The organism is Hyphomicrobium sp. MC8b (genome assembly GCF_905067615.1).
Lineage (GTDB): Bacteria > Pseudomonadota > Alphaproteobacteria > Rhizobiales > Hyphomicrobiaceae > Hyphomicrobium_B.
In genome coordinates this window covers 225974-245614 of sequence record NZ_LR898465.1, presented here as the reverse complement: position 1 = coordinate 245614, position 19641 = coordinate 225974, and the positions used below count along the sequence as shown (strand labels likewise).

Genomic DNA, 19641 nt, shown 5'->3' with positions numbered 1-19641 from the left:
TCAGCGAGCCGGACGCGTCCGCACGAACATCATCATCACGACGCCGATAGCAAGGAAGGCGAGAACGGCGGCCATGCCGACCCGCTGGCTGCCGGTCTCCTGCGTGATGATCGCGACGCAGAACGGCGCCAGGAATGCCGTGACCTTGCCCGAAAAGGCAAACAGCCCGAAGAACTGCGTGATCTTGTCGGCAGGCGCGATGCGCGCCAGCAGCGACCGGCTGGCGGCCTGAACCGGGGCCGACACGACGCCGACCAAAATCGCAAACGCTAAAAATACCTGCTCGCCCGGCGCTGAGAACGGCTTCGACCCGACAATCTTTTCTGCCACCTCGGTCGTGAAAAAGATGTGCGTCTTGTCGACAGAAAGAATACCGAGCGCGCCGACAATCAAAGCCAGAAGCGCCAGGATGATCACCGCTTTCGGGCCGATGGCGTCGTCAAGCCAGCCGCCGAACAGCGCTCCGAACGCACCGACCAGAGTGAGGATGATGCCGAACATGCCGAGTTCGAGCGGCCCCCATCCGAACACCGATGCGCCGTAGATACCACCGAACGCGAAAATCGCCGACAACCCGTCCGTAAACAGCATCCGCGCGACGAGAAAGATCAACAGGCTCGGCATCGAAGGTAGCGACTTGATCGTCTCCCAAAGTTCCACCGCCGCGGATCGCTCCGGGTGTGCCGTCGATGCGCGGTGCCGGTCCGGCACGAACAGGAAGAACGGAATAATGAAGATCGCAAACCAGATTGCCGCAAACGGCCCGGTGATGCGATCGCTCTGATGCGTCGCGCCGTCGAGATGCAGAAGCGGCTCAAGCCCCAGCAGAGTTTTTGGGTCACCCGGCATCGGCACCAATAGTCCCGCGACCACCGCCAAGCTGACAAGGCCGCCGAAATAGCCGACGGCCCATCCGGTGCCGGAAAGCCGCCCAAGTTCCTCCTTTGGCGCCAGACCCGTCATGATGGCGTTCGAGAAGACGCTCATCAATTCTGCGGCGAGCGTCGCACCGACGAACCCAGCAAGCACGATGAGGATCGTCGTCATGTTGGCATCGGGAACGCCGAGCCACAGGCTCGAAAGGCTTGCGAGAAAGAGCAGCGACAGCATCGCCATCCACGGCTTGCGCGATCCGCGTCCGTCGGCCGCCGCGCCAAGTAGCGGACTGATGATCGCAATCAGAAGGCCCGCCACCGCAGCCGCATAGCCCCACAGGGCCTGCCCGCAGGCTGCTTTCTCACTTCCGACAGCAAGTCCGCAAACCGAATTCTGGACGACGGCGTTGGCGAAGTAGGGTCCGAACAGAAAGGTCTGCACCAGCGTGTAGTGCGGCTGCACCGACCAGTCGAACAGCATCCACGAGACGCGAGCGCGGAGCGGCGCGCGCTTGACGGCGCCGTCGGTCGCCATCGCGGCCTGCTCGGCCCCCTCGCCGATGTCCAAGGTCGACATGCCTTCCCCCTTTTCGTGTGACCGTCTCGTCGCTCGCGCGAGATAATCAGCTTCGCAAGACGATAAGATGATCGGGCAATTCGTTGGGATCGACAGCGCCCGGCGGGAAGTGCTGCGCGAGCAAATCCCCGATCCGCGCAATCGCCCGCTCGAAACCGTCCGCCACTCGCCCCGCGCCGATATCGGCCGTAAAATCGTTGACGATCTTCTGCCAGACGCCTTTTTCAACGAGCGCGTCGATGCCGCTGTCGGCGATGATCTCGACGCGCTTTTCCGCAACGGAGACGAAAATCAACACGCCCGTTCGCCCGGTTGTCGTATGTAAATTCTGCGCAAGAAATTGCTCGCTGGCACGCCGCCGCGTGTTGGCATGAAGGATCGACTTCGGAACGAGAGACAGTCGCACCTTCGGATGCCAGGCGAGCGCCAACAGCCCGAGGAAGACCAAAAGCTGGATGAGAAAGATCCACTGCACTTTCATCCACGTGAAGTGGATGAGCGGCCACGGAATGACCAGCGCCAGCAATGCCGCCCACATAAACGGAATGTGCTGATACCGGCTGCTCTGATCGGCGACGACGGCCACGATCTCGCCTGAGGTATTGCGCTCGGCTTTCGTGATCGCCGCCGAAATCCGTTCGGCGTCCTTGGCGCTGATGAAGCTCATCGTTGCGTGCTGCCTGCTAGCGTTGATCTCGACACTGCTACCACCCTCCCGATGCGCCACCGCCGCCGAAGTCCCCGCCGCCGCCCGACCAGCCTCCGCCGCCGCTATCGCCGCCACCACCGGACCACCCACCGCCCCAGTCGCCCGATCCGCCTGGAATAACGACGATGCCACCCCGGCGTCGCGGCGCACCCGGCATGCCGGCCCGCATCGCCTGCGCGTTGCGATAATTGACCCAGATGATGAAGGCCACAATCGCGAGAAACAGAATGATGTGAAAGATCACCGTCGGATCGTTTTCCGGCGTGCGCGGTCCGGCAGCGCGCCGCTTCACCTCCTCGGCATCACCAAGCACCACCGACTTGATATCGCGGACGCCATCCTTGATGCCGCCCGCATAATCGCCGCGCCGAAACTTCGGCAGAATGGCATTCTGAATGATGAGCGCCGCCATCGTGTCGGTCATGAACGGCTCAAGCCGACGCCCGACTTCGATGCGCACCTTGCGATCGTTCGGCGCGACGATCAGCAGAATGCCGTTGTCCTTGCCCTTCTGACCGATGCCCCATTTGCGCGCGAGGCCGATGCCGTAATCCTCGATGGAATAGCCCTGCAGCGACTTGACGGTGACGACCGCAAGTTGATCGGTCGATGTCTGCTCAAGCGACGCAAGATCGCTTTCGATATCGGCCTTCTCGGCAGGCGTCAGCAGTCCCGCTTCATCCGTGACGCGGCCCGCCAATTCCGGATAGACGGGATCTGCAAAAGCTACTGAGAAATGCGCCGACAGCACAAGAACGAGCGCCGCCAGCAAGCCCGGCAGCGCCTGCACCATGCCACGCCATGGCGAAACCCGAGCGGCGTTGATGACGCCAGCCATTTCAAAGGCTCCCGGCCAAAAGCGATGCGCGCCGCGGTTCAAGGCTTGCTGAAATCGACTTTCGGCACCTTCTGCTCTTCAGGCGAAATGTCGAACGTCGCCATGTCTTTGGCCTGCGGATAAAGCACCATCTTCCAAAGCCGGCCAGGAAAAGTGTTGATCTCGGTATTGTACGACTGCACCGCCGTGATGTAGTCGCGCCGCGCAATGGCGATGCGGTTCTCGGTGCCCGCAAGCTCACTTTGCAGCGCCAGGAAGTTCTGCCCGGACTTGATATCGGGATACCGCTCGACGACCGCCATCAACCGCCCGAGCGCGCCCGAAAGCGTCGCCTGCGCATCCTGGAATTTCTTCATCGCATCGGGGTTCGTCAGAATGTCGGGCGGCAGTTGAATGTTCGTCGTCTGCTCGCGCGCTTTCGTAACTTCCGTCAGCACGCTTTTCTCCTGATCGGCAAAACCCTTCACCGTCTCGACGAGATTGGGAATGAGATCGGAGCGGCGTTTGTACTGGTTCAGCACCTCGCTCCAAGCGGCTTTCGCCTGCTGCTCCTTCGTCGGAATTGTATTGACGCCACAGCCCGCCATCGACAGGGCAGCGACGACGATCGCAAGAAATGCGATCGGGCGAACAATGAGAGTTTGCATGCTGGCGGTCATGGCGCTGGCGATCCTCATGTCTGGTCCGTAAGCGGTGCAGGATTGGAAAGCGAAGAGAGAGGCCTCAGGAATCGGACGTCTGTGGTATGATTTTCATCTGTGACGTTCAAGCGACGCCTTCGCCGTTCGTCGCAAATTCGGGTGGCCAACCAACCGCGATCTCATGGCTGATCGATTTCGATCAGAGGAATTGCCGGCCGGAATTTTTCCGCGCGAAATGGAATTGTTGTGAAGAGATAAACGCCTCATTCACCTGGCGTTCATTTTGTCGGCAAGTGTTAAAAATTTCCGACTGCGAATTTGGTTTGCGCTGCGCATACAAACGTATCGAATCCGTTCGTATTCGTACTTACGATCTGACGCAAAACGTCCTTCCAAAGACCAAATTCCGGCGTGACCTCGCTTGCAAAATGCCGAGGCGAAAGCTGCCCCAAGTGCATAAAAATCCCATGAAATGCGGTCTTTTTTGAAAGACGGCCTACCGCTCCGCGATCAGTGTTTGCACCGCACACGCGGCCGACCAAGCGGCTGCAAAAGGGCTCGGGCCTGCCATGCGCAATTGACAGGATGACATTGGAAACGATGTTTAGTGACACCACGTTATAGCCACCGGCGGTCGCGCAGAGAGACGCGATTTTGTTTCGTATGGAGCACAAAATGCAGAAATGGAAAAATGCGGTGGTGGGCGCTCTCGCAGCCTTAGCCGTGGGCGGCTTCTCCGCAGCCGCTGAAGCTCATGGTGGCGGCGGCTTTCATGGTCGCGGCGGCTTCCACGGTGGTGGCGGCTTCCACGGAGGCGGCTTCCACGGTGGTGGTTTTCATGGTGGCTTTGGTGGTGGCGGCTTCCGCGGCGGTCACTGGGGTGGAGGCCACTTTGCGGGCGGTCACTGGGGTGGTCGCGGCTGGCACGGCGGCGGATGGCATGGCCACGGTCGTCACTGGCGCGGCGGCGGCTACGGTTGGGGCTGGGGTCCCGGCTTCTACTACGGCGGCCCGTACTATGATGATTACTACGCCTACGACGACGGCTACCTCTGCAATGACTATTGGTATCGCCGCCATCACCCCTACTGCTACTACTGACAAGTGACCTGACACCGGCCCCGTGAGGGGCCGGCTTCATTTTAGGATCACGGCAGAAGCGGCGCGGCCGTGCTGTCCGCATGCTGCGGCCCGGCTAGCAGACGGTCCGGATGAGCGAACGAAATGCCGAGGTGGATTGGCGTCGAAGCCATGACAACCGGAATGCTGAAGATCAGAGCTACCAGGATTGTGCAGGCAAGTGCCGCCTGAAGAAACTGCACGAAGCGTTTCAAGTGAGTTGCACCCTTTCAAAGTCCCAGCCGGGTGCAATTATTTTCCCTCCCGATGGCGGCATCGAGTCTGAAGCGCGGCGGCGCTGAGTCAAAAACCGCAGAATGTGATACGGCGCCGCTTGGGCGCCGTAAGACACTTCACCACCAGCGGCAGAAGCGATGGCCGTGCCGCCACCAGCAATGGCGGTGACGATGATGCCAACGGCGCCAATAAACGTCCTGTGCTGCTGACGAATGAGCCGTAAGCAACTTCAGCGCATGCACGTCGCTGCTGACCGTTGCGGCGTTTGCGAAGCCAGCGCCGAGAACCACCGCCGCAGCGGCGATGGCCACTCTCAATGTCGTTTTCATGAGGTCTCCCCCCTTGCTTGTGAGAACAAAAGTCACGCCAAGTGAGGGCACACCTATAATCGGGGCTAATCGGGCGCCGTCCATACCATTTCGTAAAGACTGGGGTCCACGCCATATAGGCGCGTCGAGTGTTGCGGAGAATCCGCCGCGGCACCGATCTTAAGAAGGGATGGCCAGCCCGCCGAAGCGGCTTTTGGCCGAGACGATTTCAGGAGGTAACTGAAATCCGATTGGTGCCTGGAGCGGGCGAAGGGATTCGAACCCTCGACCCCGACCTTGGCAAGGTCGTGCTCTACCCCTGAGCTACACCCGCATGTCCAGAAAGCTTACGCCGCCTTGCGGCGGCGGAAGACCCGCCTTATGGCGCAAGTGATCGCCCAATGCAAGCCCCTCAATCACAAAGGCGAAAATGTCCAATCGCCCTTATATATCAGGGGCGGCCAGGGTATGGATGCGCCGCCCCCGACAGGAAAGCCTGAGAAAAGCCTCGACCGATGCCCGTAACGCGCCAACAGCTCTTTCAGACCCTCGCCGATCTAGGAATTGAGACGGAAACGATCGACCATCCGGCTGTTTTTACCGTCGCGGAAAGCGACAAGGTCGAAATTGCCCTGCCGGGCGCCCACACCAAGAATTTGTTCTTAAAGGACGACAAGGGCGCGCTTTTCCTCGTCATCGCCAACACCGAAACCCGCGTCGATCTCAAAGCCTTGTCGAAACGCCTTGGCGCCGGGCGATTTTCCTTCGGCAAGCCCGAGTTGCTGATGGAAACGCTCGGTGTGACGCCGGGCTCCGTCACAGCCTTTGCAACGATCAACGACACCGGAAATCGCGTGAAGATCATCTTCGACGAGGCTCTGATGGCCGCCCCCTCGGTCAACTGTCATCCACTTGAAAACACAGCAACAACAAACATTGCGCGCGACGGCCTTTTGCGGTTCATTCGGTCCACCGGCCATGAGCCTCAGGTCATGGTATTGACCGCATCTTGAGGTTCGAGCGGCGAGGAGATTGGTTCAATGGAATTTGGCGCTAAAGGCACGGAGTTCGGTGCACCCGGTGCCGCCGACATGATCAAGGACGCGACCACCGCATCGTTCAAGGCTGACGTTCTCGATGCCTCGAAGACGGTTCCTGTCATCGTCGATTTCTGGGCGGCCTGGTGCGGCCCCTGCAAGCAACTCACGCCCGTTATCGAAAAGGTCGTGCGCAGCTACAGCGGCAAGGTCCGCCTGGTGAAAGTCAACGTCGACGAGAATCAGGCGATCTCGGCACAACTTCGCATCCAGTCGCTGCCGACCGTCTACGCCTTCCGCGACGGCCAGCCGATCGACGGTTTCGTCGGCGTGCAGCCGGAAAGCGCGATCAAGGCTTTCGTTGATCGCCTCGTGGCCGACGATGCTGAGATGGGCATCGCCGAAGTTCTCAAAACCGGCGAAGAACTGCTGGAGCAGGATGACCTGCAAGGAGCAGCCGAAGTTTTCGCGAGCATCCTCCAGGAAGATCCGGCCAACGCCGAAGCCATCGCCGGTCTGACATCCTGTTACATGAAGAGCGGTGACATCGCCCGCGCCAAGCAGACACTGGCGCTCGTGCCGCCGGATAAGCGCGAGCTTGCTGCCGTCAAAAGCCTCGAAGCAGCGATCGAGCTTGCGGAAAAAGGCGCTGACACTGGCGAACTCGATGCGCTCCAAAAACGCGTCGCCGAAAACCCTCAGGATTTTCAAGCTCGTCTCGATCTCGCCGTCGGCCTCGGCGCGACCGGCGACCGGCAGGAGGCGCTCGAGCTTCTCCTCGATCTCATCAGGGCGGACCGCAAATGGAACGACGAAGCCGCACGCAAGCAGCTTCTGCAGTTCTTCGACGCCTGGGGCCCCAAGGAACCCCTGGTGGCCGAAGGGCGCCGGAGGCTATCATCCATCTTGTTCAGCTGATCCAGAAACGATCCTTAGCGGAGATTTTTTTTGATACTCACGGAGCGCTATCGACGCCCGGCCGATTTGCCCCCGAGGATTCCCGTTTTTCCTCTTCGCGGCGCGATTCTCTTGCCGCGCGCCACATTGCCCCTGAACATCTTCGAACCTCGCTATCTCGAAATGATCGATCATGCGATGTCAGGCGCGCGCATCATCGGCATTTTGCAACCTGTCGTATCGGGCGATGACGATCAGGAAAGCCCGATCGAAAAAACGGCCGAGTTGCGCTCCGTAGGCTGTGTCGGGCGCATCACATCATACCAGGAACTGGACGACGGCCGATTGATCATCACGTTGACGGGAGTCACGCGCTTCGAGTGCGTCGGCGAAGCCGAAACTGAGATGCCTTACCGCATCATGACTGTGAGCTACGACAAATTCGCCAGCGATCTGACCGAAGGTCTCGGCGAAGAGCTGGTCGATCGGCAAAATCTCTTGCGCGTCTTGAAAACTTATCTCGAAGCCAACCGCCTGAAAACCGATTGGTCGACAATCCAGCGCGCATCGAACGAATTTCTCATCAACGCTCTGTCGGTGATGTGTCCTTACGGACCGGAAGAAAAGCAGGCACTGCTCGAAGCCAAGGATCTGCGGTCGCGCGCCGAAGTTCTCGTTGCGCTCGCCGAGATCGATCTGGCGTCGAACGGCAGCAGCGGCACGACACTTCAGTAATATCGGAAAAAGCCATGACCGATGACGCTGACGATAGCTCTCCAGACGACGCCAACGCCGTCGATCCGAAGCTGCTTGAGCTGCTCGTCTGTCCTTTCACCAAGACACGTCTGGTCTACGATGCGAGCAATCGCGAATTGTTGAGCAAAGCTGCAGGCTTGGCATTTCCGATCCGCAATGGCGTACCGTTGATGATCGAAGATGCAGCTCGAAAGCTGACCGACGAAGACCTACGCCGGCTGTAATGAACATCTGAGCGGCTTGCTATTGCGACAGCAGATTTGATCGCCGCCGCTGTGCGCTTAACCACGTCTCTTTAGACTCTGTAAAAGTGCACTGGCCGACTGTGCCCCGGCATTTAGGGGCCAAAGAAATTGTTTCGAAAACTGATGTACTCGCGACCTGTCGGGGAGCGTATGGACATGCAGCCATCGCCCGGCGACAACAGGCGAGCGACTTGGACATGGCGCGTGTGCGCGTCAACGGCGGCTATCATCGGCACGCTTTTGCTTGTCCTTGGCCTTGTCTCGAGCGCCGTGACATTCGATAGCGGCCTCACTGCCGCTTTTGTCGGCGTCGCGGTGCTGACCGCGGCCACGATCTTTTGCGTCACGCTGCCCTGGAAATTGTGGCGTCAGAAAACGCCCGTCGCGCAACGTGATGCAAGGCGTGCTGACGATGACATCGAAGACCTCAAGGATGCGCATTGGCGCCTATCCGACAACGCCGTCCGCTATCGCCAATTTTTGGATTCGCAGCGCGACTTCATCGTCCGCCGCGCGAAAGACGGTCGTCTTGTCTTTGCGAATACGGCATTCCTTGAAGCCTTCGGGGTGCGAAGCGAGGACATTCTCGGCTCGCGCTTCCGGCCGCATATCCTGCGCAGCGAATCCACGGTCGGCATGTCGGCCACCAACTTGCGAACGATTGAGCTTCTGCCGACGCGGCGCGGCAAACGCTGGATCGCCTGGGACGAAACGGAAGTCTTAACCCAGGACGGCGCCATCGAAATCCAGAGCGTCGGCCGCGACATCACCGTCGAGCGTGAAATCGAAGAGCGGCTGCGCGGCGCCCGCGATCGCGCCGAGACGGCCAACCGCGAGAAATCCCGCTTTCTCGCCGCCATGAGCCACGAAATCCGCACACCGATGAACGGCATCATCGGTATGATCAGTCTACTGCGCGATACTCAGCTTGATCCGGAGCAGAGAACCTATGCGCGCGTTGCGGAAGATTCCGCTCGCGCCCTTCTCGGTCTGATCGACGGCATTCTCGATCTCTCCAAAATCGAGGCGGGAAAATTCGAACTGGCGAACGAGATCTTTTCGCTCCGGAACTGCATGACCCAGATGATGCAGCTCATGGCGCCCGATGCTGCCGCCAAGAAGTTGACGTTGAATTTGGCGATATCTGACGCAGTGCCTGAGTGGGTTCGGGGGGACGAAATCCGTCTGCGCCAGATCATCCTCAACCTGTTGTCGAACGCCATAAAGTTTACCGACACGGGCGGCATCTCCGTCAGCATCTCCATCGCGAATGATCCCCCTGCCAATCCCGACGCCGTGCGCATCGCTATCGAAGTCGCCGATTCCGGCATCGGTTTCTCGCCCGACGCGGCCCGCCGCCTTTTCAACGAGTTCGAGCAAGACGCAAGCGCGATGAACCGCAATCCGGCAGGCACCGGCCTCGGCCTCGCGATTTCAAAACGCATCGCCCAGGCCATGTCCGGCGACATCGTCGCTTCGGCCGGCCCCGACAAGGGCGCCGTCTTCACCGCTCGGGTGGAACTCCATGCTGCCGGCGCGCCGCCGCTCACGGCCGGTTCGCTCGTGCCAGAAGAAAGCGGACGAGACGGCTCCGAAACAGCCTTCCGCCGCGCCCCTTGCCCGCCGTTTCGCGTTCTGGTCGCCGAGGACAACCAGATCAATGCCCTCCTCGCCTGCAAAATCATCGAGCGCGCCGGCGGCACGGCGACCGTGGTCGAGGACGGACGTTCCGCAATCACGGTGATGTGGGAAGTGCTGGAGCGCAAACGTCCTGCTTTCGACCTCGTGCTGATGGACGTCCTGATGCCCGAGATCGACGGCATCATGGCCACCAAATCGATCAAAGCGCTCTATCGGGAACGCAAGGACGCGGCCCTTTCCTGTCCGCCGATCATCGCGCTGACGGCGAACGCCTTCGCCGAGGACCGCGACCGTTGCCACGCCGCCGGAATGGACGACTACCTCGCCAAACCCTTCGACGCCCGCAATCTCCATGACCTGCTTCTCAGGTGGGCACCCCAGCCCCTTCGCGCCGCCCCACCTGCGGCTTGATCAGCGGACGTTTCGATCTAAAAACTGTCACGGAATCGTGCTAGCGGCGTGTGCTAGAGCACCGTAGGGATTTCCATCCGATGTGGCAGGCAATTGCAGACCGAAGCAAACGTAAGCCCGGCCGTCTCGGAAAGCTCCCGGCGGGCCTTGCCGCCATTGAAGCGCTGAGCGCTCCCGCCCGCCGCCTCAAGGGCTTCGCCCGCGACATCGAGCCAAAGGTGTACGGCCGCGTCGGCAATCTGGAAGTGCGGTTGGCCCGCACCTGGACCGAGATCAAGCTTGCGCAACGTCTGCGCTATCAGGTCTTTTTCGAAGAAATGTCGGCGGTGCCGAGCCGCCTCGCGCAATTTCGACGTCGCGATGAGGACGCCTACGACGCGCTCTGCGATCATCTTCTTGTCGTCGATCTCGATAAGACGATGCCCGGACGCGCCGGTCGTCCTGAACGTCCGAAAGTCGTCGGCACTTACCGCATTCTTCGCCAGGAAATCGCCGAGCAAGGCCCCGGCTTTTATTCCGCCGGCGAATACGACATCGCCCCTCTTCTCAAAAGCAAGGCGGCGACCCACCGCTTCATGGAGCTTGGCCGCTCGTGCGTGCTCGCCCCCTATCGCAGCAAACGATCGGTCGAACTGCTGTGGCACGGCCTTTGGACTTACGTCCGCGAAAATCGCATCGACGTGATGATCGGCTGCGCCAGCTTCGAAGGCATCGACCTCGAAGACCACAAGATGGCGCTGAGCTACTTGCATCACAAAGCCCTGGCGCCGCTCGAATGGCGCGCCAGTGCCCGCCATCCGCTCGGCGTCTCGATGAACCTGATGCCGATGGCCGACGTCGATCAGAAGGCAGCGCTGAAAGCTATGCCGCCGCTGATCAAGGCTTATCTGCGCTTAGGGGCCTATTTCGGGGACGGCGCCGTGATCGACCGGCAGTTCGGCACGACCGACGTGCTCGTCATCATGCCGGTCGCAAAAATCGATCCGCGCTACTTCGATCACTACGGCGCCCCGGCCGAAACCAAGAGCCGCATTGCCGTCGACGCCTGATCGCCTCCGACCTCAAAATTCCCTCGCTCTGCTGGGAGGTCGTCGGGGTAAGCGGGCAAAAATAGCCCGCTATTCCTTCCCCGCACCATAGGCGGCCAGCGCCGCCATGTTGACGATGTCCGCGTCCGTCGCACCGAACGTGCAGATCTGCACCGAATGCGACAGCCCGGTAACAATCGGCCCAATCAGCGTCGCGCCCGCCAGCTCCTTGATCATCTTCGTCGAGATCGACGCGGCATGGAACGCCGGCATCACCAGAACGTTTGCGGTGTCCGACAAACGGCAGAACGGATAGTGCTCCATCAGGCTGCGATTGAGCGCGACGTCGGCCGCCATGTCGCCATCGTATTCGAAATCAACGAGACGCTCGTCGAGAAGCCGCACGGCTTGGCGCACCTGCTCCGAACGCTCGCTTTTCGGCTGCCCGAAGGTTGAGTAGGCAAGCAACGCCACTCGCGGCTCGATGCCGAAATAACGCGCAGCCCGCGCCGCTTCGACGGCAATATCTGCAATCTGCTCGCCTGTCGGCAAATCGTGAATGCTCGTGTCGGCGATGAGCACGGCGCGGCCGCGGATCAGCACCAGCGACACGCCGATCACATGGCGGCCGGGCTTCTCGTCCATGACCCGGTGGATGTCGGCATAGACGCTTGTCCAGTTGCGGGTCACGCCGGACACCAGCGCATCGGCATGCCCGTGCACGACCATCAGCGCGGCGAAAATATTTCGCTCATTGGTGACCAGACGCTCGCAGTCGCGCTTCAAATACCCGCGCCGCTGCAATCGCGCATAAAGAAACTCGGTAAACTCATCGAGGAACGGCGACTCGCTCGTGTCGATCAACTCGAATTCCCGGCGAAGCGGAATGCCGAGTTCGCGGAAGCGATCGGTGACGACTTTCTTCCGCCCGATCAGGATAGGCTGTCCATAGCCCTGCTGGAAGAACGTATGCGCCGCACGGATAACGGCAGGCTCTTCGCCTTCGGCAAACACCACGCGCTTGGGATCGTTACGAACTGCGTCGAACGTTGATTGCAACCAGCCCTGCACCGGATCGAGCCGCGCATTGAGGCGTGCAACGTAGCCTTCCATATCGACGATCGGATTGCGCGCAACGCCCGAATCCATTGCCGCTTTCGCGACAGCGGCGGAGACGTGCGGCAGCAGGCGCGGATCGAACGGCGCCGGAATGATGTATCCAGGACCGAACGTCGGGCGCTCGCCAAGAAACGCCGCCGCAACCTGATCGGGAACCTCGGCCCGCGCCAGCGCCGCAATCGCTTCGGCAGCCGCGATCTTCATCGCGTCGTTGATCGTCGTCGCATGCACGTCGAGCGCGCCGCGGAAGATGAATGGAAAGCACAGAACGTTATTGATCTGGTTCGGGTAGTCCGAACGGCCGGTCGCCATGATGGCATCGGTACGTACCGACCTCACCTCTTCCGGCGTGATCTCAGGATCCGGGTTGGCCATCGCAAAGATGAGCGGCTTTGGCCCCATCTGCGTAACCATCTCTCGCGACAGCACGCCGGCCGCCGACAGTCCGAGGAAAATATCGGCGCCGCCGATGACGTCACTCAACGTCCGAGCGTTCGTCTTCTGAGCGAAAGGCGCCTTATAGGGGTCCATCAGCTCCTTGCGACCCTCGTAGACGAGACCTTTGATATCGCAGACGTAGATGTTCTCGCGCTTGAGACCTATCTTCACGAGCAAATTGAGACAGGCGAGCGCCGCAGCACCCGCGCCGGCGCACACGAGCTTCACGTCGCCGATATCCTTTTCGACGACGCGCAATCCGTTCAGTACGCCTGCTGCAACGACGATGGCCGTCCCGTGCTGATCGTCATGAAAAACGGGAATATCGAGCAGCTCTTTGAGCTTCTCTTCAATCACGAAGCAATCGGGCGACTTGATATCTTCGAGGTTCATGCCGCCGAACGACGGCCCGAGATAACGCACCGAATTGATGAATGCATCCGGATCGGGCGTATCGACGAGCAGGTCGATGGAATCGATGTCAGCAAATCGCTTAAACAGCGCCGCCTTGCCTTCCATCACCGGCTTCGCTGCCAGCGCCCCGAGATTTCCAAGCCCCAGAATGGCGGTGCCATTCGACACCACGGCAACGAAATTGCCCTTGCTCGTGTAGGCGTAGGCATCGCGCGGATTTTCGGCGATGGCCTGAACTGGAATGGCAACGCCCGGAGAATATGCCAAAGACAAATCGCGCTGCGTCGCCAACGGCTTCGTTGGCGTAATTTCGAGCTTGCCGGGCTTGCCGTTGGCATGGAATGCAAGCGCTTCTTGAGCCGTCACGTGGGCTGCGCGGTGAAGGGAGGGCATGATGTTGACCGTTCAGGATTTCGTGCGCCAGGGCAGTGTTGCCCAAACACACATCAGGGGATAAGGGCCGGCACGATAGGTTGCGGGAGCCGGGACGGCAACCTATGCATATCCAGCGCTTGGATGGGGCGGCGAGACGTTCCTTTTCGCGCCTTTCGTAAAGCCGAACAGGGCAATTTGAAACGTAATCTCTTGATGTCCAGAACCGACGAGCCGCGCAAGAGCAGGCGGCCAGAATCGGCGCCGTCGGCGCCTGCCGAAGTGTCGCAGAGCAGCACTACGCCCGCGACGCCCGAGGCCACGCCCTCCATGGCCCAATACCTAGAAATCAAAGCGGCCAATCCCGATAGTCTCCTTTGGTATCGGATGGGCGATTTTTATGAGCTTTTCTTTGACGATGCGGTCATCGCCTCCGAGGCGCTTTCGATTGTTCTGACCAAGCGCGGCAAACATCGGGGCGAGGACATCCCAATGTGCGGCGTCCCCGTGCACCGCGCCGACGAATATCTGCAAAGGTTGATCAAGCAAGGGCACCGCGTCGCGGTTTGCGAGCAGCTCGAAGACCCAGCCGAGGCGCGGAAACGCGGCGCCAAGGCCGTCGTCAAACGTGACGTCGTCCGCCTCGTAACCCCCGGCACGCTGACCGAGGAAGCCCTGCTCGACGCCAAGGCGCGCAATTACCTGACGGCCGTTTTCCTCGCCACCCCGGCTGAGTTGGGTCTCGCATTCCCGGACGCCCGCGTCGCGCTCGCCTCGATCGATATTTCGACCGGCGAATTCGAGGTCTCGGAAGTGTCAGGCGTCGATCTTTCCGGTGAACTGATCCGCCTGGCATCGAGCGAAGTTCTGGCTGCCGACACGCTCATCGGCATGGAAGCCTTCGCACGGACGGTCGATTATTCCGGCGGCAAGATGACGCCCATTCCATCCGCCTATTTCGACGGCGCTTCCGGCGCACGCGATCTCAAAGAATGCCTTGGCGTCGCCGATCTCGCCGGTTTCGGTTCGTTTTCACGCAGCGAACTCGCCGCCGTCGGCGCTGTTCTGAAATACGTCGACCTGACGCAGATGGGGCGAAAGCCGCTGCTGCAAGCGCCGCGCCGGTCGGGGAGTGCGGCCCTCTTCATCGATGCTGCCAGCCGCGCCAGCCTCGAACTCGTGAAATCGACGTCGAGCGACAAATCCTCGACCTTGCTTGCCGCGATGGACCGCACCATTACCGGCGGCGGCGCACGCGAACTGCAGGCACGAGTTGCGAGCCCCCTGATCGCGCCGATCACGATCGAAGCCCGGCTCGACGCTGTGTCCTTTCTCGTCGACAACCGGCGTCTCATGGACGACCTTCGTGACTGTCTGCGCGGCACGCCCGATCTCGCGCGTGCCCTGCCGCGACTGACGTTCGGCCGTGGCGGCCCTCGCGACCTTGCCGCCGTGCGCGATGCCATAGACGCGGCATCCAACGCCGCAAATATGCTGAACCGCGCCGCAACGCCGCTCTCGTTGCCGCCCGAGCTGCAATCCATCTGTACGCGTCTTGAGGCCGTTCCGGCAGCCCTTGCGCACGCATTGACGAATGCCCTTGTCGACGATCCGCCGCTGCTTCGCCGAGACGGCGGTTTCATCCGCGAAGGCTACAATTCAGATCTCGACGCGGCACGCGCTCTGCGCAACGACAGCCGCCGCGTCATGGCTGAGCTTGAGACCCGCTACATCGAAGAAACGGGCATCAAGACGCTCCGTGTGCGCCACAACAACATTCTCGGCTTCTACATTGAGGTCACACAACTAAACGCCAAGCCCCTGATGTCGCCGCCGCTGTCCGAACGCTTTCGTCACCGCCAGACGATGGCGAATGCGGTACGCTTTGCGACCTCCGAACTGCTCGAAACCGAAGGCCAGATCGCATCCGCCAGCGAACGCGCACTCAATCTTGAGCAGGAAATCTTCACGTCGCTGACTGAAGACATCTCATCCGCAACGGACGCGCTCGGCGCAGCGGCCGCCGCGCTTGCCGAACTCGACGTTTACGCGTCTCTGGCATCGCTCGCGCTGGAACAGGGCTATGTGCGCCCATCCATCGACGAAACGTCCGCCTTCGAAATTCGCGGCGGCCGCCATCCCGTCGTCCAGCAGGCACTGGCGAAACAGGGCGGGACCGCCTTCATCGAGAATGATTGCATTCTCGGCCGCAGCGGCACCCCCGAGGCCCATCCCGCCGAAAACCAGCTTCCCGATGCCCGCATCTGGCTCGTCACCGGTCCGAACATGGCCGGCAAATCGACGTTCCTGCGCCAGAACGCGCTCATCACCGTGATGGCCCAAATGGGCTCTTACGTGCCCGCACGCTCGGCTCACATCGGGGTCGTCGACCGGCTGTTCTCGCGCGTCGGCGCCTCCGACGATCTGGCGCGCGGCCGATCGACGTTCATGGTCGAAATGGTCGAAACGGCTGCGATACTCAATCAGGCGACGAAACGCTCGCTCGTCATCCTGGACGAGATCGGCCGCGGCACCGCAACCTTCGATGGGCTTTCGATTGCGTGGGCGACAGTCGAATATCTCCACGGCGTAACGAAGGCCCGCGCCCTCTTCGCCACACACTACCATGAGCTGACCGCACTCGCCCGCCGTCTCGACGACATCGCCAACGTCACGATGGACGTCGCCGAATGGCACGACACCATCGTTTTCCTGCACAAAGTGAAGCCCGGCGCCGCCGACCGCTCCTACGGCATCCAGGTGGCAAAGCTCGCAGGCCTTCCCGATCCTGTCGTCGCCAGAGCGCGCCAAGTGCTCGCCCGCCTTGAAAAAGCCGACCGCCGGCCCAAAGCCGGGGACGAAAGCATCGATGATCTGCCGCTATTCTCCGTGGCGCGGCCCAAAGGCGCATCAGGCGGCGCGTCGGCCAATGATGAGCCTTCTGCCGTTGAAAAGCTGCTCTTGAACATGCATCCTGACGATCTCTCGCCCAAGGCGGCGCTCGAGAAGCTCTATGAACTCAAGGCTCTGGCCGAAAATTTGAAGAAGACGAAGCCTTGACCGACGATACCGTGAACGTCCTTACCCCGCCGCCCTATTTTGACCGGCTCGCCGCCCGCCGCGAGTTGACGGGGCATTTCAATGCCAGCAACGCCTCGCACGCGGAAGCGCGCCCCAAGGTGCTGGAAAGCCTCAAAGGCCTCGTCAAGAATGCGCGCGAATCTGCCCGCACGGCGCTTGAAGCCGACGGCAACGGTCGCCGCTGCGCCGCGGGCCTGAGCTTGTTTCAGGACGAGTTGCTGCGCCTCATTTACGATTACACGGTGACGCATGTTTATCGCGCCACCAATCCCTCCGACGCCGAACGTATGGCGATCGTGGCGACAGGCGGCTACGGCCGCGGACTGCTGGCGCCGGGCTCCGACATCGACCTGCTGTTTCTGCTTCCTTACAAGCAGACGCCGTGGGGCGAGAGTGTCGTCGAATACATGCTCCTGATGCTCTGGGATCTGGGCTTCAAGGTGGGGCATGCGACGCGTACGGTCGATCAATGCCTGAAGCTCAGCCAGGCCGACATTACCATCCGCACCGCGCTGCTCGATTCCCGATTGATCCTCGGCGACACGCAGCTCTTTGCCGAATTCGAGGATCGCTTCCGCGCCGAAGTCGTCAAAGGCACCGCGCGCCAATTCATCGACGCCAAGATGGCCGAGCGCGACGAGCGCACGCGCCGGGCCGGCGAAAGCCGCTACAAAGTCGAGCCCAATATCAAGGACGGCAAGGGCGGCCTGCGCGATCTCCATACGCTGCAATGGCTGTCGAAATATATCTTCAACCAGGAGGTCGGCGCCGCAGCCGTCGAAGCTGGTATCTTCACGCCGGAAGAAGTCCAGACATTCCGCCGCTGCGAAGATTTCCTGTGGCGCGTGCGCTGCTTTCTGCATTTCCTCACCGGCCGCGCCGAAGAGGTTTTGTCGTTCGAAGTTCAGCCCGCGATGGCGAAGAACCTCGGCTATACGTCGCGTGAAGGTCTCCGCGCTGTCGAACGCTTCATGAAGCATTACTTTCTGATCGCAAAGGACGTCGGTGACTTGACGACGATTCTATGCGGTGCGCTGGAAATGCAGCAGCTGAAAACATCGCCCGGCTACAAGCGCCTGTTGAGCCCGCTAAGCTGGAAAACGCGCCGCGAAGTCCGCGAAAAAACCGATTTCCGCATCGACAACGATCGGCTCAACGTCACCGACCGCGAGGTTTTCGCGCGCGATCCGGTCAATCTCATTCGCTTCTTTGCGCAGGCCGCGAACACCGGCGCGTATCTTCATCCCGACGCCATCCGGCTGCTGCGTAGCTCGCTGCGCCTGATCGACGACAAGCTGCGCCACGACCCCGAGGCCAACGCCATTTTCCTTTCGCTGCTGACGGCGAAGGGTAATCCCGAAGCCTCGCTCCGGCACATGAATGACGCTGGCGTCCTCGGCCGCTTCCTGCCGGAATTCGGTCGCATCGTCGCAATGATGCAGTTCAACATGTATCATCACTACACGGTCGATGAACATCTGCTGCGCACGCTCGGCAACATCGTTGCTATCGAGCGCGGAGAGCTTGCATCCGAACTGCCGCTTTGCACGGCCATCTTCTCGTCGATCCAAAACCGCCGCGCCTTGCTTGTCGCCGCGTTCATCCACGACATCGGCAAGGGCCGGAAGGAAAGCCACTCGATCGTCGGCGCCCGCATCGCGCGCAAGCTATGCCCGCGGCTCGGGCTGACGGCAGCCGAAACCGATCTCGTCGCCTGGCTGCTCGAAGAGCATCTGACGATGAGCAACTTTGCGCACTCACGCGACATTTCAGATCCCGACACCATCCGCGCGTTCGCCGACATCGTACAAAGCCCGGAGCGCCTGAAGCTTCTTCTGCTGCTGACCTGCGCCGACATTCGCGCCGTCGGCCCCGGCGTCTGGAACGGCTGGAAAGGCCAGCTTTTACGCACACTTTACCATGAAACCGAGCCGCTCGTGGCGGGCGGCCACACCCAGATTCCGCGCGACGAACGCATCGACAAAGCGCAGGCGGCACTCCGTCAAGCGCTCGTCGATTGGCCAGCAGACGTCGTCGACGACTTTATCGACCGGCATTATCCGAACTATTGGCTTCGCACAGATCTTTCGACGCAGATCGCGCATGCAAATGTCCTGCGGGATGCCATGCAATCGCGCGGTAAGTTCGCGACCAACATCAAGACCGATGCCTTCACTGCCATCACCGAGCTGACGGTCTTCGCGCCAAACCACCCCCGTCTTCTCTCGCTGTTTGCAGGTGCATGCGCCGCGGCGGGCGCCAACATCGCCGGCGCTCACATCACGACCACCCGCGATGGCTACGCACTCGATACTTTCCTGCTTAATCGCGAGTTCCAGGATGATGAGGATGAGCTGCGCCGATCTCGCCGCATCATCAACACCATCGAAAGCCTGCTCAACGGCAAAGAACGGCTATCGACGTTGCTCAAGAAAAAACGCATCGGCACGCGCGGCGTCGAAGCCTTCACGGTAGAACCAGAAGTCGTCATCAACAACGCGCTGTCGGATCGCCTGACCGTGCTCGAAGTGTCCGGGCGCGACCGCCCCGGCCTTCTCTATGAGTTGACGTCGGCACTGTCGGACCTTTCGCTCGACATTTCCTCCGCACACGTAACGACGTTCGGCGAAAAAGCTGTCGACGTCTTCTACGTCACGGACCTCCTCGGCAAGCAGGTCGTCAACGAGACCAGGCAGGCCACATTGCGGTCGCGCCTCAGATCAATCCTCGATCCGGCCCGCCCGAAAAGCGCGACCGAGCCCGCCAGAGTTTGATGCTTGTGCCGGCGCGTGACTTCACGGCCACGGCCCACAAGGCAGCCGCCGGGCCATCAAATTGCCGGATGTCTACGGCCTGAAGCCGGTTTAAGAGGGCAAATCTGCTTTGTGGCACGACGCG

At 60.9% G+C, this 19641-nt stretch carries 16 protein-coding genes and 1 tRNA gene; 9 read left to right on the top strand and 8 right to left on the bottom strand.

Going from position 1 to position 19641, the window contains the following annotated elements:
- From ACLB1Z_RS01280 to ACLB1Z_RS01265, 4 genes are read right to left on the bottom strand one after another with little or no spacing between them, the layout of a single operon-like run.
- The gene (locus ACLB1Z_RS01280; protein ID WP_409561683.1) at positions 1-1452 is read right to left on the bottom strand and encodes an MFS transporter; all 1452 of its coding nucleotides are present in this window, start codon (positions 1450-1452) and stop codon (positions 1-3) included.
- Between the two features lie 46 nt (positions 1453-1498).
- Positions 1499-2119 carry a TPM domain-containing protein gene (locus ACLB1Z_RS01275; RefSeq protein WP_409561682.1) on the bottom strand — a complete coding sequence of 207 codons (621 nt, stop codon included), beginning with the start codon at positions 2117-2119 and terminating at the stop codon, positions 1499-1501.
- 37 nt (positions 2120-2156) lie between these two features.
- The gene (locus ACLB1Z_RS01270; protein ID WP_409561681.1) at positions 2157-2999 is read right to left on the bottom strand and encodes a TPM domain-containing protein; all 843 of its coding nucleotides are present in this window, start codon (positions 2997-2999) and stop codon (positions 2157-2159) included.
- A 38-nt stretch (positions 3000-3037) separates the two neighbouring features.
- Positions 3038-3658 carry a LemA family protein gene (locus ACLB1Z_RS01265; protein ID WP_024275055.1) on the bottom strand — a complete coding sequence of 207 codons (621 nt, stop codon included), beginning with the start codon at positions 3656-3658 and terminating at the stop codon, positions 3038-3040.
- Positions 3659-4315: 657 nt separating this feature from the next.
- Here ACLB1Z_RS01265 and ACLB1Z_RS01260 point away from each other — a divergent pair.
- Positions 4316-4741: a hypothetical protein gene (locus ACLB1Z_RS01260; protein WP_409561680.1), complete on the top strand. Its 426-nt coding sequence runs from the start codon at positions 4316-4318 to the stop codon at positions 4739-4741.
- 47 nt (positions 4742-4788) lie between these two features.
- On the opposite strand, the gene ACLB1Z_RS01255 is transcribed toward ACLB1Z_RS01260, so the two are convergent.
- From ACLB1Z_RS01255 to ACLB1Z_RS01245, 3 genes are all read right to left on the bottom strand, one after another.
- Positions 4789-4962, bottom strand: a complete 174-nt coding sequence (locus ACLB1Z_RS01255; protein ID WP_155831102.1) for a hypothetical protein — start codon at positions 4960-4962, stop codon at positions 4789-4791.
- A gap of 150 nt (positions 4963-5112) precedes the next feature.
- Positions 5113-5325, bottom strand: coding sequence for a hypothetical protein (locus ACLB1Z_RS01250; RefSeq protein ID WP_013950392.1), 213 nt, complete (start codon positions 5323-5325; stop codon positions 5113-5115).
- Between the two features lie 238 nt (positions 5326-5563).
- Positions 5564-5638: transfer RNA gene (locus ACLB1Z_RS01245), tRNA-Gly, on the bottom strand.
- Positions 5639-5819: 181 nt separating this feature from the next.
- Between ACLB1Z_RS01245 and ACLB1Z_RS01240 the strand changes: the two genes are divergently transcribed.
- The 6 genes from ACLB1Z_RS01240 to ACLB1Z_RS01215 all read left to right on the top strand — a co-directional run bounded on the left by ACLB1Z_RS01240 (position 5820) and on the right by ACLB1Z_RS01215 (position 11340).
- Positions 5820-6317, top strand: a complete 498-nt coding sequence (locus ACLB1Z_RS01240) for a prolyl-tRNA synthetase associated domain-containing protein (RefSeq protein WP_409561679.1) — start codon at positions 5820-5822, stop codon at positions 6315-6317.
- Between the two features lie 27 nt (positions 6318-6344).
- On the top strand, positions 6345-7259 hold the full coding sequence (gene trxA, locus ACLB1Z_RS01235) for a thioredoxin (RefSeq protein WP_409561678.1): 915 nt from the start codon (positions 6345-6347) through the stop codon (positions 7257-7259).
- A gap of 30 nt (positions 7260-7289) precedes the next feature.
- Positions 7290-7973: an LON peptidase substrate-binding domain-containing protein gene (locus ACLB1Z_RS01230; protein ID WP_409561677.1), complete on the top strand. Its 684-nt coding sequence runs from the start codon at positions 7290-7292 to the stop codon at positions 7971-7973.
- 14 nt (positions 7974-7987) lie between these two features.
- Complete coding sequence (locus tag ACLB1Z_RS01225; RefSeq protein WP_409561676.1) at positions 7988-8218, top strand: Trm112 family protein; 231 nt, start codon at positions 7988-7990, stop codon at positions 8216-8218.
- Positions 8219-8395: 177 nt separating this feature from the next.
- On the top strand, positions 8396-10291 hold the full coding sequence (locus tag ACLB1Z_RS01220) for an ATP-binding protein (RefSeq protein WP_409561675.1): 1896 nt from the start codon (positions 8396-8398) through the stop codon (positions 10289-10291).
- Between the two features lie 80 nt (positions 10292-10371).
- Positions 10372-11340: a GNAT family N-acetyltransferase gene (locus ACLB1Z_RS01215; RefSeq protein ID WP_409561674.1), complete on the top strand. Its 969-nt coding sequence runs from the start codon at positions 10372-10374 to the stop codon at positions 11338-11340.
- A 69-nt stretch (positions 11341-11409) separates the two neighbouring features.
- Here ACLB1Z_RS01215 and ACLB1Z_RS01210 read toward each other — a convergent pair whose 3' ends face one another.
- Positions 11410-13683, bottom strand: a complete 2274-nt coding sequence (locus ACLB1Z_RS01210; RefSeq protein ID WP_409561673.1) for an NADP-dependent malic enzyme — start codon at positions 13681-13683, stop codon at positions 11410-11412.
- On the opposite strand from ACLB1Z_RS01210, the gene mutS reads away from it, so the two are divergent.
- Together mutS and ACLB1Z_RS01200 are read left to right on the top strand one after the other, a co-directional pair.
- Positions 13627-16722 carry a DNA mismatch repair protein MutS gene (mutS, locus tag ACLB1Z_RS01205; RefSeq protein ID WP_409561672.1) on the top strand — a complete coding sequence of 1032 codons (3096 nt, stop codon included), beginning with the start codon at positions 13627-13629 and terminating at the stop codon, positions 16720-16722. The two genes, ACLB1Z_RS01210 and mutS, sit on opposite strands and share 57 nt — an antisense overlap.
- A complete protein-coding gene (locus tag ACLB1Z_RS01200) occupies positions 16719-19517 on the top strand; it encodes a [protein-PII] uridylyltransferase (RefSeq protein WP_409561671.1) in 2799 nt (932 codons plus the stop codon). The genes mutS and ACLB1Z_RS01200 overlap by 4 nt, the downstream gene beginning before the upstream one ends.
- Positions 19518-19641 lie beyond the last annotated feature (124 nt).

Bases quoted from the DNA above. Each gene is read 5' to 3' on its own strand.
- ACLB1Z_RS01280 (WP_409561683.1), bottom strand. From the start codon at position 1,452: ATGTCGACCTTGGACATCGGCGAGGGGGCCGAGCAGGCCGCGATGGCG.
- ACLB1Z_RS01275 (WP_409561682.1), bottom strand. From the start codon at position 2,119: ATGAGCTTCATCAGCGCCAAGGACGCCGAACGGATTTCGGCGGCGATC.
- ACLB1Z_RS01270 (WP_409561681.1), bottom strand. From the start codon at position 2,999: ATGGCTGGCGTCATCAACGCCGCTCGGGTTTCGCCATGGCGTGGCATG.
- ACLB1Z_RS01265 (WP_024275055.1), bottom strand. From the start codon at position 3,658: ATGACCGCCAGCATGCAAACTCTCATTGTTCGCCCGATCGCATTTCTT.
- ACLB1Z_RS01260 (WP_409561680.1), top strand. From the start codon at position 4,316: ATGCAGAAATGGAAAAATGCGGTGGTGGGCGCTCTCGCAGCCTTAGCC.
- ACLB1Z_RS01250 (WP_013950392.1), bottom strand. From the start codon at position 5,325: ATGAAAACGACATTGAGAGTGGCCATCGCCGCTGCGGCGGTGGTTCTC.
- ACLB1Z_RS01240 (WP_409561679.1), top strand. From the start codon at position 5,820: ATGCCCGTAACGCGCCAACAGCTCTTTCAGACCCTCGCCGATCTAGGA.
- trxA (WP_409561678.1), top strand. From the start codon at position 6,345: ATGGAATTTGGCGCTAAAGGCACGGAGTTCGGTGCACCCGGTGCCGCC.
- ACLB1Z_RS01225 (WP_409561676.1), top strand. From the start codon at position 7,988: ATGACCGATGACGCTGACGATAGCTCTCCAGACGACGCCAACGCCGTC.
- ACLB1Z_RS01220 (WP_409561675.1), top strand. From the start codon at position 8,396: ATGCAGCCATCGCCCGGCGACAACAGGCGAGCGACTTGGACATGGCGC.
- ACLB1Z_RS01215 (WP_409561674.1), top strand. From the start codon at position 10,372: ATGTGGCAGGCAATTGCAGACCGAAGCAAACGTAAGCCCGGCCGTCTC.
- mutS (WP_409561672.1), top strand. From the start codon at position 13,627: ATGGAATGCAAGCGCTTCTTGAGCCGTCACGTGGGCTGCGCGGTGAAG.
- ACLB1Z_RS01210 (WP_409561673.1), bottom strand. From the start codon at position 13,683: ATGCCCTCCCTTCACCGCGCAGCCCACGTGACGGCTCAAGAAGCGCTT.